Source organism: Spirillospora sp. NPDC048819 (assembly GCF_040650055.1).
Taxonomy (GTDB): Bacteria; Actinomycetota; Actinomycetes; order Streptosporangiales; family Streptosporangiaceae; genus Spirillospora.
Genome location: NZ_JBEZGN010000010.1, coordinates 24,501 through 39,962 on the forward strand (window position 1 = coordinate 24,501; position 15,462 = coordinate 39,962).

The 15,462-nt window shown below is 70.2% G+C and carries 14 protein-coding genes and 1 pseudogene; 6 read left to right on the forward strand and 9 right to left on the reverse strand.

Going from position 1 to position 15,462, the window contains the following annotated elements; all coding sequences use genetic code 11:
- Positions 1-17 precede the first annotated feature (17 nt).
- Positions 18-203: a DUF397 domain-containing protein gene (locus tag AB0C35_RS16080; RefSeq protein ID WP_358455765.1), complete on the reverse strand. Its 186-nt coding sequence runs from the start codon at positions 201-203 to the stop codon at positions 18-20.
- On the reverse strand, positions 187-1,011 hold the full coding sequence (locus AB0C35_RS16085) for a helix-turn-helix transcriptional regulator (RefSeq protein ID WP_358455768.1): 825 nt from the start codon (positions 1,009-1,011) through the stop codon (positions 187-189). Before AB0C35_RS16085 ends, AB0C35_RS16080 begins: the two co-directional genes overlap by 17 nt.
- Before the next feature lie 114 nt (positions 1,012-1,125).
- Here AB0C35_RS16085 and AB0C35_RS16090 point away from each other — a divergent pair, with 114 nt between their 5' ends.
- Positions 1,126-1,416 (forward strand): hypothetical protein, encoded by a 291-nt coding sequence (locus tag AB0C35_RS16090; protein ID WP_358455771.1) that lies wholly within the window; start codon positions 1,126-1,128, stop codon positions 1,414-1,416.
- A 398-nt stretch (positions 1,417-1,814) separates the two neighbouring features.
- Here the strand turns inward: AB0C35_RS16090 and AB0C35_RS16095 are convergent, their stop codons facing one another.
- From AB0C35_RS16095 to AB0C35_RS16105, 3 genes are all read right to left on the reverse strand, one after another.
- A complete protein-coding gene (locus AB0C35_RS16095) occupies positions 1,815-2,915 on the reverse strand; it encodes an STM4015 family protein (protein ID WP_358455774.1) in 1,101 nt (366 codons plus the stop codon).
- A gap of 66 nt (positions 2,916-2,981) precedes the next feature.
- Positions 2,982-3,527: a potassium channel family protein gene (locus AB0C35_RS16100; protein WP_358455777.1), complete on the reverse strand. Its 546-nt coding sequence runs from the start codon at positions 3,525-3,527 to the stop codon at positions 2,982-2,984.
- Between the two features lie 57 nt (positions 3,528-3,584).
- Positions 3,585-4,427: a hypothetical protein gene (locus AB0C35_RS16105; protein ID WP_358455780.1), complete on the reverse strand. Its 843-nt coding sequence runs from the start codon at positions 4,425-4,427 to the stop codon at positions 3,585-3,587.
- 193 nt (positions 4,428-4,620) lie between these two features.
- On the opposite strand from AB0C35_RS16105, the gene AB0C35_RS16110 reads away from it, so the two are divergent.
- Positions 4,621-5,793, forward strand: coding sequence for a family 1 glycosylhydrolase (locus AB0C35_RS16110; protein ID WP_358455783.1), 1,173 nt, complete (start codon positions 4,621-4,623; stop codon positions 5,791-5,793).
- Here the strand turns inward: AB0C35_RS16110 and AB0C35_RS16115 are convergent.
- The 3 genes and pseudogenes from AB0C35_RS16115 to AB0C35_RS16125 all read right to left on the reverse strand — a co-directional run bounded on the left by AB0C35_RS16115 (position 5,781) and on the right by AB0C35_RS16125 (position 8,659).
- Positions 5,781-6,341: a fibronectin type III-like domain-contianing protein gene (locus tag AB0C35_RS16115; protein ID WP_358456273.1), complete on the reverse strand. Its 561-nt coding sequence runs from the start codon at positions 6,339-6,341 to the stop codon at positions 5,781-5,783. The genes AB0C35_RS16110 and AB0C35_RS16115 overlap by 13 nt on opposite strands.
- Before the next feature lie 54 nt (positions 6,342-6,395).
- Positions 6,396-8,036 (reverse strand): annotated as a pseudogene (locus AB0C35_RS16120) (glycoside hydrolase family 3 protein); the annotation flags it as partial.
- Complete coding sequence (locus AB0C35_RS16125) at positions 8,033-8,659, reverse strand: TetR/AcrR family transcriptional regulator (RefSeq protein WP_358455786.1); 627 nt, start codon at positions 8,657-8,659, stop codon at positions 8,033-8,035. The gene AB0C35_RS16125 and the pseudogene AB0C35_RS16120, both read right to left, overlap by 4 nt.
- Positions 8,660-8,783: 124 nt before the next feature.
- Here AB0C35_RS16125 and AB0C35_RS16130 point away from each other — a divergent pair, with 124 nt between their 5' ends.
- From AB0C35_RS16130 to AB0C35_RS16145, 4 genes are read left to right on the forward strand one after another with little or no spacing between them, the layout of a single operon-like run.
- Positions 8,784-10,313, forward strand: coding sequence for an ABC transporter substrate-binding protein (locus AB0C35_RS16130; protein ID WP_358455789.1), 1,530 nt, complete (start codon positions 8,784-8,786; stop codon positions 10,311-10,313).
- Positions 10,313-11,254, forward strand: coding sequence for an ABC transporter permease (locus tag AB0C35_RS16135; RefSeq protein WP_358455791.1), 942 nt, complete (start codon positions 10,313-10,315; stop codon positions 11,252-11,254). The genes AB0C35_RS16130 and AB0C35_RS16135 overlap by 1 nt, the downstream gene beginning before the upstream one ends.
- A complete protein-coding gene (locus AB0C35_RS16140; protein ID WP_358455794.1) occupies positions 11,251-13,023 on the forward strand; it encodes a dipeptide/oligopeptide/nickel ABC transporter permease/ATP-binding protein in 1,773 nt (590 codons plus the stop codon). The genes AB0C35_RS16135 and AB0C35_RS16140 overlap by 4 nt, the downstream gene beginning before the upstream one ends.
- A complete protein-coding gene (locus AB0C35_RS16145) occupies positions 13,020-13,829 on the forward strand; it encodes an ATP-binding cassette domain-containing protein (protein ID WP_358455797.1) in 810 nt (269 codons plus the stop codon). Before AB0C35_RS16140 ends, AB0C35_RS16145 begins: the two co-directional genes overlap by 4 nt.
- Here AB0C35_RS16145 and AB0C35_RS16150 read toward each other — a convergent pair.
- Positions 13,799-15,385 carry a family 20 glycosylhydrolase gene (locus AB0C35_RS16150; RefSeq protein ID WP_358455799.1) on the reverse strand — a complete coding sequence of 529 codons (1,587 nt, stop codon included), beginning with the start codon at positions 15,383-15,385 and terminating at the stop codon, positions 13,799-13,801. The genes AB0C35_RS16145 and AB0C35_RS16150 overlap by 31 nt on opposite strands.
- Between the last annotated feature and the right edge of the window lie 77 nt (positions 15,386-15,462).

A 15,462-nucleotide genomic window follows, 5' to 3' on the forward strand; every position in this document is an offset into this window, starting at 1 on the left:
GTCCTCGAACACAAGCGTTACAGGTCGAGGTCGCCGGTCTTGATCTGGTTGACGAGTGCCGCCAGCGCACCCGGCACGAGAGCCAGCCGCGGCCCCTCCGGGTCCTTCGAGTCCCGGATCAGAGGGATGAAGGTATTGGTCGAGACCTCGACGCACTCACCCTGGCCGCCTTGGCTGTGGCTGCTCTTACGCCAATGAATCATCTCGCATCGTCTCCATCGTCTTCCGGATCAGGTTCCGGGTGGCCTCTTCGGGCAGCGCATGGCATCGGATCTCGTCGAACCGAAGCGCCAGCCGAACGATCTCACCCGGGTCTTCGATCAGTCTGCCACCGAATTGTGCTTCCACATACCCCACGCGGCCTTGGTCGGCCATGTCGAGGAGCACCATCGCACCATCGAGCCCAGCGTGCCACCCATCGGTAATCTGGACTGCCTGTATATGTATGTGAGGCATCGCTCCTAGGTGAAGCAGGTACTGAAGCTGCTCCCGCATGACGTTCCCGTCAGGCCACTGGCGGAGAATGGCAGCGTGGTCGAGGACAACAAAGAGGTGGGGCCGGTTCGTGTCCCGAGTAAGGATGTCCCGTCGCGACAGGCGCTGTGCGATGAATTCCTCATCCATCCGCCCCGGGGGTGTGGTGGCCCGCATGTAGCCCTCGGTCTGGAGTAGGCCAGGGATATAGAGCGGTTGGCACGTGCGTATCTCAGTCGCCTCGTTCTCGTGGGTGATATACGCCTCGAACCACTCGTTGAGGTGCTCTCGCTGGGCGTGGTACCAGAGGCCCTGGAACATCTCTCCGGTGTCGAAGAACTCGTCCAGCTTCTTGCAGAAGTCCCCGTCGGGATGGTTCCGCCTGCCTTCATAGGCCGCGATGGACTCGCGGGTCGTATAGAGCTCCTTCGCGAGGTCGTTCTGGCTCATGTTCCGGGATTCCCGCATGAGGCGCAGCGTGTACGCGAGTTGGGCCCGCATGCTCTGGCGGGGGTCAATTGGGACAGAGGGGGGCATTTGCGATCCTCCACGGCTGGTATATCGCGAAGTACCACGTGATTGTGTCGCCACAATAGGTCACGGGCGTCAACCTGAGAGTCAGAAGCCGCGAACACAGCGAAGGTGAAACCGATGAGCGCGACGCCACAGGTAAACAAGATCGACGCATTCGAGCCGTTGCCGGCGGTCGGAGAGCCAACGGCCGGACGCTGGGCCGCTCCGTACCTGGCCGGTAAGACCGGCCTTTGGACGGTCCACCTCCGGCGCCCGCTGACGCGCAGGCAAATCGACTCCGGGCTGGTGGACACGATCAGCGCCTCAACGCTGGAGGCGTTGGAGGCAGCCATGGAGCGTCAAGACGAAGCAGCCGGGAAACTGAACGCAAGCCCGGACCCGGCGCCGACCTGGTCGCACAAGGCGTGATCATGCAGGTCGCCCTCGGACCGATCCTGTTCTGGCTGCTGATCTACGGTGCGGTGTGCATGCTCTTCGGGTTCGGCGTGACCTGGCTGATCTGGCCCTGGATTCACCGCCGCGGAACCCACCGCCGGGGCAGTGATCGCCCCGCCGCCCCCGCCTCCCGACACGCCGCAGCCCATCCGACCGGAACTTCGGCGGCGAGGCGCTCCTCTATGCCGCCCAGGGGACGCACCGAATACACCGGTGGCCGCCTCGCCCCGCACCCGCCGCACCAACGTCGCTAAAGAAGGAGGGTGGTCTATGTAATTCAGATCGCGAGTGGACGACTGGGCCCCGGTGGAAACCCCGTGAAGCATGGCACCACCGGGGCCCTCCTCCCACGGTGAGCGAGGGGACGGCGCTCAGTCGACGATCGCCGGATAGATCGGCTCTTCCTCGTATTCGTCGTCGTCATCCTCGTCCTCGTACTCTTCGAGTTCCTGGCGCTCGCCGACGTCGATGCCGACCCCGGACTCGGTGAACCGGCCGCGGACGCGCTCGGTCATCTCCTCCGACATGTGGTGGTAGTGCAGGTCGAGGCGGTCCAAGTCGAGGAACACGGGGGTGTCGAGCAGAATCTGGGCGCCCTTGTCGGTGAGGGTCCCCAGCGACAGGTCGAGGACGGACAGGCGGCTGGTGACGGGGGCGTCGGCCAAGGCGGCGACCAGCGCGTTCGTGTCCTGCCCGTTGCGCAGGGCGAGGGACGTCAGGGACGGGAAGGCCGAACCCGCCAGCACAGGAGCCAGATCCTCCGGGGAGGCGCCGTCGCCGTCCCTTGCCCCGAGGTACAACTCCAGGTGCTCCAGCATCGGAAGATCCGAGGAGAGGACGCCCCGCACCACGGCCGGATCCAGCCGATGAGTCTCGATCGTCAGGCGCCGCAAAGTCTCGTGCCGGGGCAGGTTCCAGGCGAGCGTGAACGTCCCCCAACTCCCCCCGAACGTCATCTCGTCGGCTCCCCGGACGACGAATTCGCGCAATCCGGGAAAGGCGGCCAGAAGCGGTGAGACGTCGGTCTGCGCGATCCAGGAGAACCTGTCGGCCTCCTCGCGGGTGACCTCACCGAAGAACAAGGCGCGCAGTGCGGGGAACGCCCCGGCGTGCTCGACGAGAGCATCGCGGACGGCGTCCACGTGGTCGTTGGCCGGCCCGGGATCCCAGCAGTTCCCGACGATCAGCGCGGTGACGGCGGGGGTGTCGATCTCGGCGATGAAGCGCTCAAGGTAGGTCCGGAAGTCCTCCTCGTCCCCGAAGGGCATCAGCAGCAGCCGCCACGCGAACCCGCCCGGGTCGGCCTTCGCCGCCACGAATGCTTCGTCCGGCGGAACTGCATCGGGCTTGGGAAGGCCCTGCTCCTCCGCCTTGTACCTGGCACGCAGAAGCCGCGTGTCGAGCTCCTCGCGTGAGGGGAAATCGATGGTTCGCAGCCCTGCAAACTCAGGGAGGTGCTTGCGGTTCGGCATGCGCGGGGCTCCTTGCGACGACGCTGCCGATCAAGGTACAGCGCGGGCCCGACACCCGCCGTGACGTCATGACGGCCGGTTTTCGCCGGATCTTCGGCGCTCGACTCCGCGCCGCATCGCTTCGAGCAGAACCTTCACCACCAGGCCCAGAATGACGAGGTCACCGATCATCTGCACCGTCGTCAAAGCCCGTGCCGCCTGCGAGCGGGGGACGATGTCGCCGAAGCCGACCGACGAGAAGACCGTCATCGCGAAGTACAGGGCGTCGATGTGCGTCAGCCGCTCGGAGAACCCGCTCGGCGTCCCGTTTCCCATCAGGCAATAGCTCGCGGCGAACGCCAGCAGGAACAGCGGTATGGACGTCGCCAGCGCTTCGGCGGTGCGGAGCCGCGGCGAGGTCGACCGCACGATCGCGCGTGCCTGGCGGACGAAGAACACGGCGAGAGCCGCCAGGGCGCAACCGAGCACCACCGCGGTCGTCGGCGTGAACGGCCTGGTCAGCGGGGCGGCGAAGTACACGCTCAGCAAGGACAGGGTGGTCAGCACCGTGCGCAGAACCGTCCGGCCGGGGGCACCGATGACGATGAGCCTGCGGCGGGAGCGTGTACTCACACCCGACCTATGCCCCGGACGCTCCTTCCATGCTCACCGCGCCCGGCGGCAGGGAATTCAGCGCCTTCGGACGGTGAAGGTGGTGCAGTCGGGCGTGAGGATGCGGCCCTTGATCGTGCTGGGCCGGGCCTCGGTGACGTCGGCGGTGAGCGCCACCTTCACATGGCCGCCGCCTTTGGGGCTGTCGACCCATTGATCCGGGTCCAGTGTGAGGTGGCCGTTGTAGAGGAGACCGGTCTGCTTGAACGAGCTGTAGGGGCGATCGGGATTGCCGGGCACGGGACTCGACTCGAAAAGCGATTTCAGCTGGCCGTCGTCGCCCTTGCGGATCGTGAGTTTCAATCCGGTCGGCTTGCCTCGGCACTGGTAGGTCCCCGACCACGTGCCGGTGACCGCCGAAACGGGGGTGCGGTGCGTGACCGCCTTCGTCCGGGACAGCACGACCGTGTCACCGAACTTGGGGTCGACGGAGATCTCGTTCTTGTCGCCGGTCAGGTCGAGCCGGAGATCGGAGCAGTGGGGAGACCCCTTCATCCGTTTGGATTCGAGGACGAGCCGGCGCTCGTAGGCCTCCTTGACCTTCCCGGTGGCCACGCATTCCTCCCTCAAGGAGGTGATCCGGACGACCGCCACCCGGTCTCCGGTCTTTCCCCGCTTGACGGTGAGGAGCACTTCCATCGGGTCCTTCTCCGAGTCCACGGCGCCCGACCAGGTGCCGACGAATTCCGGCGACACGGAGGTGGTGGCCTCACCCCGCTGCTCCTTGTCCTCCGCCTGCCGCTTCTCCGACTGGAAGCCGGCGAATGCGATGACACCGATGAAGGCGAGCACGGCGCAGCCGGCGGCCATCAGCACTTGCCTGGTGATGGCGAAGACGAAGATGAATGCCCCGAAGGACACCGCGACGAAGAGCACTGTTCCCCCGGATGGCGACGGCCGGTGCATCACCGGGCGTCGGACTTGACCACGTTCGCACGTGAACGCCTCGGTCCGAGATTCCTACCATGAGCCCCGGCAGGCCCGCGATTCAATTCGCCCTCACCTCGTCGATCGCCCGAGGAGGCCAAAGCTTACCAAGTGGTAAGTTTCGTCCATGCGCATTTCGTTTCCGGACGGGTTCCTCTGGGGGGCGGCCACCAGCGCCCATCAGACCGAGGGGAACAACGTGGCCAGCGACTTCTGGGCGCTGGAGAACAGGCCCGGCTCGTTCCTTCGCGAGCGCAGCGGCGACGCCTGCGACTCCTATCACCGCTGGCGGGAGGACCTCGACATCGTGCGGCGGCTCGGCCTCAACGCCTACCGCTTCAGCATCGAATGGGCGCGCGTCGAGCCGGTGGAGGGCCACGTCTCGCGAGCCGGACTGGCGCACTATCGCCGCCTGGTCGAGGGGTGCCTGGAGCGCGGCCTCACGCCCGTGGTGACGCTGCACCACTTCACGAGCCCCCTGTGGTTCCAGAAGGCGGGCGGCTGGACGGCGCCGGGGGCGATCGACCGGTTCCGCCGCTACGTGCGCGCCGTCCTGCCGATCCTGGACGGCGTCGAGTGGGTCTGCACGATCAACGAGCCGAACATGCTCGCGATGATGGCCGCCATGGTGAAGGCGGAGAAGCGGGAGGAGAACGTCGCGGGCGCGATGCCGCCGCCCGACCAGGCCGTCGCGGACGCGCTGACGGCCGCGCACCGCGCCGCCAGGGAGGAACTCGCCGGGTTCAGGTCCGGGTGGACGGTCGCGAACCAGAACTTCGAGGCGGTCGGCGGCGCGGACGCCGAATGCGAGGAATGGGCCTGGTCGCGGGAGGACCGGTTCCTCGACGCCGCCGCGTCCGACGACTTCATCGGCGTGCAGGCGTACACGCGGGTGCGGATCGGCCGGGACGGAGCGCTGCCCGTCCCGGACGGCGCCCGCCGCACCATAACCGGCTGGGAGTTCTACCCGGAGGCGCTCGGCAACGCCGTCCGGCACACGGCGTCCCGCATTCCGGGCGTGCCGGTCCTGGTGACCGAGAACGGCATCGCGACGGCCGACGACGCCGAGCGCGTCGAGTACACCCGGGGCGCCCTGACCGGCCTGCACGAGGCGATCGAGGACGGGATCGACGTGCGCGGCTACCTGCACTGGTCCCTGCTCGACAACTACGAGTGGGGTTCCTACGGGCCGACGTTCGGGCTCGTCGCGGTCGACCGCACGACGTTCGCGCGGACGGTCAAGCCGAGCGGGCGCTGGTTCGGCGACGTCGCCTCGGGCCGGAGGGCCTACGAGTCCTGACCGTCGAGGTCGTGGACGGCCGTGACCAGCTCGTCCACGACCTCGGTGGTCAGGCCGATGCCGAACGTGCTGAACTTGGCCAGCGGGATGCCGCGCGCCAGCGCGAAGAGCACCGGTGAGCTTTCGGCGGTGTCGGTCAGGGCCGGTGCGAGCCGCTGCCCGAGCACGCGGCCGCCGACCGGATGGTCGAGCCATTCGCCGAGGGTGGACATCCGGCCGAGGGCGTCCACGTGCCCGTCACCGGCGGCGGTCAGCTCGGCGCGCAGCCGGATGTCGCGGGACGAGGCGCCCACCTCGACCGCGAACCCGCCCGCGTCGATGCGCCAGCCGCCGCGCGACACCGACCACCAGGCGATGTCGCGTCCGGTGAGGGTGAAGGAGACCCGCGTCCCGGCGCCGGCGGCCAGCTCGACCTTGGCGAAACCGCGAAGCTCGTGCCGCGGGCGGGTCGGCGGGTCCTCATCGAAGGCGACGTAGAGCTGGACGACCTCGGAGGCGGTTCGCTCACCGGTGTTGGCGACGGTGCATTCCACGATCCACTCGTTCACCCCCGTCTCGCGGACGGCCAGGTCGGAGTACTCGAACCGCGTGTAGGTCAGGCCGTGCCCGAACGGGTAGGCGACGTCCTTCCCGAGCGTGTCGTAATACCGGTAGCCGACATACCGGCCCTCCCCGTACGCGACGTGACCGTCGGAGCCCGGGAAGTGCAGGTGGGACGGGACGTCCGCCAGCCGGTTCGGAATCGTCTCGGTGAGCCGGCCGGACGGGCTGCACGCGCCGAGCAGCAGGTCGGCGATCGCCGAGCCGCCCGCCTGGCCGGGCAGCCAGGCTTCGAGGATCGCGTCGGCGTCGTCCTGCCATTCCGCGACGGACACGACACCGCCGTTGGCCAGCACGACGACGACCCTCGGGCACACCCGCGCGACCTCGCGCAGCAGGTCGATCTGCACGCCCGGCAGGTCGATGGACGTCCGGTCGAACCCTTCGGACTCCGCCTCGCCCGGCAGCCCGAGGAACACGACGGCCACGTCGGCCGCCGATGCGGCCTCGGCCGCCTACCGGGCAAGCCGCTCGTCCGGTGTCCCGTCCAGGCGGTATCCGGCGGCGAAGGTCATCTGCGGCCCGGCCGCGTTCAGGGCGTCCCAGGCGGAGTCCAGGCGGGTCGGGACGACATGCGAGCTGCCATGCCCCTGGTAGCGCGGGGTCCGGGCCGGCTCTCCCACGACGGCGACCCGCTGCGCCGCCGCGTCCAGCGGCAGGACGGCGTGCTCGTTCTTCAGCAGGACGGCCGATCCGCGCGCCGCGTCGCGGGCCAGTTCGTGATGAGCGTCGACGTCCCAGTCCTCGGCGGGCTCGATCGTGGAGACGCGCCGCGCCAAGGTCCGCACCCGCTCGGCCGCCCGCGTGACGGCCTGCTCGGGCAGCCGGCCCGCCCGGACGGCGTCGACGATCTCCTGGTCGGTGCCGGTGGGCGGCATCTCCAGGTCGAGCCCGGCCGCGAGGGCGGCGACCCGGTCGTTGACGGCGCCCCAGTCGGAGACGACGACCCCGTCGAAGCCCCACTCGCCCCGCAGGACCTCGGTGAGCAGCCAGGGGTTCTCGCTCGCGTGCACGCCGTTGATCTTGTTGTAGGACGCCATGACCGCGTGCGGCCGGGCCTCGCGGACGATGTGCTCGAACGCCGCCAGGTAGATCTCGCGGAGCGTCCGCTCGTCCACGTCGGCGCTGACCCTCATGCGGTCGGTCTCCTGGTTGTTGACCGCGAAGTGCTTGACGCACGCGCCGATTCCGAGCGACTGGAGCCCGGTGACGACGGCTGCGCCCATGATCCCGGTCAGGTGCGGGTCTTCGGAGAAGTACTCGAAGTTGCGTCCGCACAGCGGGGAGCGCTTGATGTTGACGCCCGGCCCGAGGACGACGTCGGCGCCGAGCGCGGACGCCTCGCGGGCGAGCGCCGCGCCGACCCGGCGGGCCAGGCCGGGGTCCCAGGACGAGCCGAGCGCGACGGCCGGCGGGAAGCATGTGGCGGGGACGCTGTCGGTGAGGCCGAGCGCGTCGCCCGATCCCCTGACCTGCCTGCGGATGCCGTGGGGGCCGTCGGCGAGCCTGACGGCGGGCACCGCGTCCCGGACGGCGGTCGTGCGCCAGGTGCTGCCGCCGGAGGTGAGCGACGCCTTCTCTTCCAGCGACAGCTCGTCTTCCGGCGACGGCCCGGCGGTGGCCGTCGGTACGGACCGCGTCATGTGTTCCCTCGGGGAGCGAAGTCGGTGGTGAGGCCGAGCTGGCGGAGGAAGGCGACGACGGACTCGTGCATGTCGACCGCGTCCGGTTCCAGGAGCCACTGGGTCTGCAGGCCGTCCATCAGCCCGAGGAGCTGGCCCGCGACGAGTTCCGGGTCGTGGGTCAGCGGCGGGTCCGCCTGCGCGAACAGTGCCGTGAACGCCTGCGTCAGCCGTTCGCGGAGCAGCCGGTAGCGCTCGACGAAGTAGTCGTGCGCCGGGTGTTCGGGGTCGGCCGCCTCACCGGAGATCTTCACGTACAGGCCGACGAGTCCCGGCGTCTGCATGTTGCGCCAGACGATGCCGACGATGATGCCGAGCAGTTCCTCGGGCCGGTCCTGGACGCCGGGGCCGAACAGGAGCTTGGCGTCCACCCGGTCCCGCCGTCCGAGCACCTTGATCAGCAGGGTCTCCTTGCCGGGGAAGTGGTGCAGCAGCCCAGCGTGGGTGAGGCCCGCGTGCGCGGCGATGTCGCGGAGCGACACCGCGTGGAACCCCGACTTGGAGAACAGCTCGGCCGCCGAGTCGAGGATGCTCGCGCGGGTTCGCTCGCCCTTCGTCAGCTTGCGCGGGCTCTGTTCGGTCATTTTCCTCCCCTGCCGCAGCAGAACCTACCAGGTGGTCAATTTCGTTCCGGAAAACCTACCACGTGGTTAGTTCCGCATGTATGCTCGCCGGGATTCCGGGGCCCACAGAAGACGGAGCGGATCCATGAAGAAGATCATCAGGGGCACCGCCCTGCTCGCGGCCTGCGTCACCGCGACCGCCCTGACGGGATGCGCCGACTCCGGCGGCGGCGAGGCCGGCGGGACGGCGAACCTCACCATCGCCACCCTCACCCTTCCGCAGAGCCTCGACCCCGCGGACGCGACCGGCAGCGCACTGCCGTTCTTCCAGGCGGTGTACGACACCCTCGTCAAGCGCGAGGCGGACGGGTCGTTCAGCCCGATGCTCGCCACCGAGTGGGAGTACGACGACGACCGCACCGAACTGAAGCTCACGCTGCGCGGCGACGTGAAGTTCGACGACGGATCGCCGTTCGACGCGGCGGCCGTGAAGGCGAACATGGAGCGCTTCGCCAAGGGGACGGGTGCCTCGGCCAAGACGCTGAAGGACGTCGAGTCGATCGAGGCGGTCGACAAGACGCACGTGACCCTGCACCTCGCGCAGCCCAACCCCGCGATGCTGTACTACCTCAGCGACGCGGCCGGGCTGATGGCCAACCCCGCCGGCTTCGGCGAGTCCGGCGACCCGCTCAAGACCAAGCCGGACGGCACCGGCCCCTACGACCTCGACTCGGGGCGGACGGCCATCGGCACCAAGTGGGTCTACAAGAGGGCCCCGGACTACTGGGGCGCCCGCCTGCCCTACAACGAGGTCACGTTCCGGTACTTCGACAACGAGACCGCGATCGTCAACGGGATCAAGACGGGGCAGATCAACGCCGCGCTGCTCCAGGCCACGGACCAGCAGACGCGGATCGAATCGGACCCGAAGGCCGAGACGACCAAGCAGGAGTTCGACTTCCAGGGCCTGCTGCTCTTCGACCGCGACGGCAAGATCACGCCCGCGCTCGGCGACCCGCGCGTCCGGCAGGCGCTGAACCACGCCATCGACCGCAAGACGATGCTGGACAAGCTCCGGCAGGGCCGCGGCGAACTCACCGACCAGGTCTTCGGCACCCAGACCGTCGCCTACGACGAAAAGCTCGACGCCTACTACGCGCACGACCCGGCCAAGGCCCGCGACCTGCTCAAGCAGGCCGGGTACGCGGACGGGTTCACCCTCAAGCTGCCGCGCATCACGGCGATCGTCCCCGACGCGCTGGCCGCCTCGCTCAAGACCGACCTCGGGGCCATCGGCGTGGAGGTCGTCTGGGACGTCATCGACCCGTCGCAGGTCAAGCGGATCTACACCGAGCGCGAGTACTCCGCGATGGTGATGAACGTCGGCCAGTCCTCCAACGACTGGGTCACCATCGGCGGGCTCGTCCTGCCCGGGATCGGCAACATGTTCGGCACGACGGACGCCACGGTGCGGAAGCTGCTGCCCGAGATCCAGGCGGCGCCGGCCGACAAGGCGCAGGCGGACCTGCGGGCCCTCAACGAGCACCTCGTCAAGGACGCCTGGTTCGTGCCGTTCTACCGGATGTCCTACCTGCACGTGTCGGACGGGAGCGTGAAGATCAAGCCGCAGGCGGGGATGGCCGTCCCGTCCATCTACAACTACTCGCCGGCCTGATGCCGGGCTTTGTTCTCCGCAGGTCCGCGTCGGGGGCGGTGCTCCTGTTCGTGATCTCCTTCCTGGCCTACCTGCTGCTGTCGATCCCGGACAACGACGTCGGACGGCAACTCCTCGGCGGTCAGGCGTCCCAGGACCTCGTCGACGCCAAGAACGCCGAGCTCGGCCTGGACCGCACGGTGCTCGTGCAGTACGCCGACTGGCTGGCGCACGCCGTGCGCGGGGACTTCGGGACGTCCTGGTTCACCGGCGAGGACGTGGTCCAGGCCATCTCCACCCGGCTGCCGGTCACCGTCAGCCTGATGGTCGGCGTCACGCTCGTCACGGCCGTGCTGTCGCTGCTGCTGGGCGTGTGGGCGGGCGTCCGGCGCGGTCCCGTCGACCGGTTCGTGCAGGTCCTCGGCGTCGTCGGGTACGCACTGCCGGGCTTCCTGGTCACGCTGATCATCGTCGTGGTGTTCGCGGTGCGGCTGCGCTGGTTCCCCGCCATCGGCTACACCGGCCTGACCGAGTCGCCGTCCGGCTGGCTGTCGACGGTCACGCTGCCGATCGCGTCGCTGTCGGTCGCGGGCGTCGCCGGCGTCTCCCAGCAGGTGCGCGGCGCGGTGATCGACGTCCTGCGGCAGGACTACGTCCGGACGCTGCGGGCGCGCGGGCTGCCGCCGTCCAGGATCCTGTTCCGGCACGTGCTGCGCAACGCGGCGGCGCCCGCGCTGACCGTCCTCGGCATGCAGTTCGTCGGGCTGCTCGGCGGCGCGGTGCTGGTGGAGCAGATCTTCGGGCTGCCGGGCATCGGCAGCATGACCGTCACCTACACCACCCGCGGCGACATCCCCGTGATCATGGCGCTGGTCATGGTCACCGTGATCGGCGTGATCGCGGTCAACCTCGCCGTGGACGTCCTGATCGGCTGGCTCAACCCGAAGGCGAGGCTCACGTGAGCGGGACCCGGCGGCCCGGGGCCGCCCGGCGGCTGCTGCGGAACCCGCTCGGGATGATCTCCGGGGCCGTGCTGCTGGCCATCACCGCCGCGGTGATCCTCGCGCCCGTGCTCAGCCCGCAGGACCCGGGCGCCGCCGACCTGAGCGACTCGTTCGCCGGTCCAGGCGCCGGGCATCCGCTCGGCTTCGACTCGGCGGGACGCGACGTCCTGTCGCGGCTGCTGCACGGCGGCCGCAACACCCTCGGCGGCGCGGTCATCGCCCTGCTCGTCGCCCTCGGCATCGGCGTCCCGTCCGGGCTGCTGGCGGGCTACCGGGGCGGACGGTTCGACGCGGCGGCGAACTGGACGGTCAACCTCGTCATGGCGCTGCCCGCGATGGTGGTGCTGCTGGCGTCCCGCGCGATCCTCGGCTCGACGGTGTGGGTGCTGATGATCGTCCTCGGCGTGCTGGTCGCACCGGGCTTCTTCCGGCTGGTGCGCGGCATCGTCGCCGGGGTGCGGGGCGAGCTGTACGTCGACGCGGCGCGGGTGTCGGGGCTGACCGACCTGCGGATCGTGGCCCGGCACGTGCTGATCGTGGTGCGCGCCCCGATCATCATCCAGACCGCGCTCGTCGCCGGGCTCGCGATCGGGTTGCAGGCGGGCCTGGAATTCCTCGGCATCGGCAGCGGCGACACGCCCACCTGGGGCGCGATGCTCAACGAGGCGTTCCAGAACATGCAGCGCGCCCCCACCATGATCGTGTGGCCGGGGCTCGCGCTGGGCCTCACCAGCGCGTCGCTGGTGCTGCTCGCCGGCGCGCTGCGGGACGCCCTGGAGGACCGCGGGACGTCCCCGTCCCCGCGTCCTCGTTCCCGTCCCCGTTCCCGTTCCGGGATCGCCGTCGCCCCGCCCGGCGCCGACGCGACCGGGACCGCGCTGCTGTCGGTGCGCGGCCTGTCGGTCGCGTACGCCCAAGCCGGAGGCACCGCCAAGGACGTCGTGCACGGCGTGGACCTCGACGTGCGGGAGGGAGAGATCGTCGGGCTCGTCGGAGAGTCGGGCTCCGGCAAGACGCAGACGGCGTTCTCGATCCTGGGGATCCTGCCCGACGGCGGCCACGTGAGCGGCGGCAGCGTCATCGTGGACGGACGGGAGATCGTCGGCCTGCCCGAGCGGGACCATCGCGCGCTGCGCGGCGGCGTCATCGCCTACGTCCCCCAGGAGCCGATGAGCAACCTCGACCCGTCGTTCACCGTCGGGAGCCAGCTCGTGGAGCCGATGCGGTACAAGCTCGGCATCTCGAAGGCCGAGGCGCGCGACCGGGCGCTCGAACTGCTGCGCACGGTGGAGATCGCCGACCCGGAGCGGACGTTCGGCTCGTACCCGCACGAGATCTCCGGGGGCATGGCGCAGCGCGTGCTCATCGCGGGGGCGGTGTCGTGCGGCCCGCGGCTGCTCATCGCGGACGAGCCGACCACGGCCCTCGACGTCATGGTGCAGGCGGAGGTGCTCGGCCTGCTGAAGCGGCTGCAGCGGGAGCGGAGCCTCGGCGTCCTGCTGGTCACCCACGACCTCGGCATCGTCGCGGACGTGTGCGACCGCGTGGCCGTCATGCACGACGGGCGCGTCGTCGAGACGGGCCCGGCGGCGCGCGTCCTCCGCGACCCCCGCGAGTCCCCCACCCGGCGGCTGCTCGACGCCGTCCTGGACGACATGCCGGCACGCGACCCCTGGCGTCCGGCGGAGCCCGCGGAAGGCACGCCGCTGAAAGGTGAGAACGCTTGAAGACGGACGGTGAGCTGCTGACGGTCGAGGACCTGCGGGTCTCCTTCCCCGGGAAGGGCCGGCGCGCCCCGCGCAACGAGGTGCTGCGCGGCGTGTCCCTGGGCGTCCGGCCCGGGGAGACCCTCGGCCTGGTCGGCGGATCGGGGTCGGGCAAGACGACGATCGGACGCGCGATCCTCGGGCTCGTCCCCGTCGGGTCGGGCGCGATCACGTTCGCGGGGGAACGCGTCGAGCGGGCGACCGCCCGCCGGCGCCGCGCGCTGAGCCGGGACCTCCAGGTCGTCTTCCAGGACCCCTACACCTCGTTGAACCCGTCGCTGACCATCGGCGACACGCTGTCCGAACCGCTGCTGGCCCAGGGGCGCGGCAGGGCGGACGCGCGCCGCCGTGTCGGGGATCTCCTCGACCGGGTCCGGCTGCCGTCCGATGCCGCCGGGCGGCTGCCGCGCGAGTTCTCCGGCGGGCAGCGCCAGCGCGTGGCCATCGCCCGCGCGCTCGCGATCGGGCCGAAGCTGATCGTGTGCGACGAGCCGGTGTCGGCGCTCGACCTCACGACGCAGAAGACCGTCCTGGAACTGCTCCTCGAACTGCAGGAGCAGACGGGCGTCGCGTACCTGTTCATCTCCCACGACCTGTCGGTGATCCGGGTCGTGAGCCACCGGGTCGCCGTCGTCCACGAGGGCGAGATCGTGGAGACGGGCGAGGCGGCGGAGGTGACGTCGCGCCCGCGGCACGCCTACACGCGGGACCTGATGACGGCCGCATTCCACCGGTCCTACGACGCGAACACGTCCGCGGAGCGGTAGTAGCCGTCGAGGCCGAGGCGACTCCACCAGTCTCCGTGCCGGGCCACGCGGGCACGGTAGCCGTCCCATTGCGTGCGGGACGGCGTCCATGCCTTCTCCGCGATGCCCGCCAGCCGGGGCAGCAGCAGGAACGTGAGATCGTCGAACCCCGCGACGGTCTCGCACCAGATCGCGGCCTCCACGCCGGCGAGCCGCGCCGCGTCCGGGATCTCCGCCAGCGTGGACGGCGACCAGGCGAACAGTTCGCGGCAGGTGCGCGGCTCGTAGGAGTCGTGCCCCACCTGCGTCCGCCGGGCGGTCTGCGCGGCGAGCAGGGACTCCTCGGCGTACTGGCGATCGAGGTACAACACACTGCTGGCCGAGGCGAGCACCGGGGCGCCCGCGGCGACCGCGGCCGGGACGTCGTGCACCGACCGGGCGAACGTCTCCGCGACGATCTCCAGCAGCGAATGGTATTCGGCCGGTGTCTTCTCCCGGGCCGCTTCGAGGTCGAACTCGTCGCCGGCCCCGATCCACGCCTGCGCGACGTCCGCCGAGGTCAGCGCGCCCGACCTCGCGATCTCCTGCCAGCCCGCGACCTTCTTCCCGGTGCCGCGCGCGATCTCCAGGGCGCGGACGACGAACGCCCTGTACAGCTCTTCCGGCATGCCGAACGCCTCGTCGCCGCCGAGGTGCAGGTACGGGCCGGGCGTGAGGGCGGCGACCTCCTGGAGAACGTCCTGGACGAACCGGAACGTCACCTCGGCGCGCGGGTCGAGGTACGCCAGGTACCTGTGCGGGGGTTCCGCGTCGCCCTGCAGTTCGGGGTAGGCGCGGACGGCCGCCAGCACGTGACCGGGCATGTCCAGCTCGGGAACGACGGTGACGAACCGGGCCGCCGCGTACGCGACGATCTCCCGGTAGTCGTCCCGCGTGTAGAACGGCCGCTCGGCGTCGCCGGTGAGCCGCGGCCACCGTGAGATCTCCAGGCGCCACGCCTGGCTGTCGGACAGGTGCAGGTGCAGGACGTTGAACTTGTAGAGGGCCAGCAGGTCGATGACCTTCTTCACCTGCCCGACGGTGAAGAACCGGCGGACGACGTCCAGCGACAGGCCGCGCCACGCCATGGCGGGGCCGTCCGCGATGCGCGTCGCGGGGGCGGTGCCGCCGCCCGTGCGGTCGGGTTCGAGAAGCTGCGCGAACGTGGTCGCGCCCCGGAACAGCCCCTCGGGCGACGCCGCGGTCACGGTGGCGCCGTGCTCGCGGACGTCCAGCTCGTACAGTTCGCGTCCGGTGGCGCCCTCGTCCAGCGGGTCGATGCCCTGAACGCGCACGATGTCCGCGACCGGCGGGTCCTGCGTCAGCAGCAGCGTCAGGTCGCCCTCGCCGCCCACGCGCAGAACCGGGTCCAGGCCGTGCAGCGTGCGCAGCAGGTCCACGGCGACCTCGCCCAGCGCGCGCAGGCTCTCGGACGGTACGGCGACACGGGGCCGCGGCCCGAGGCGCAACGGTGCGTCTCCGGCGGGAGTCACTCGCTGAGGGAGGGGGACGAGGGCGGGAGTTTCACTCACCCTCATTTTCTACCATGTGGTAAGAAATGTCGCGGCGGCGGATCGTGGTCACGCCGGCCGGGGGAAACGGTGTCGCCGCCCTC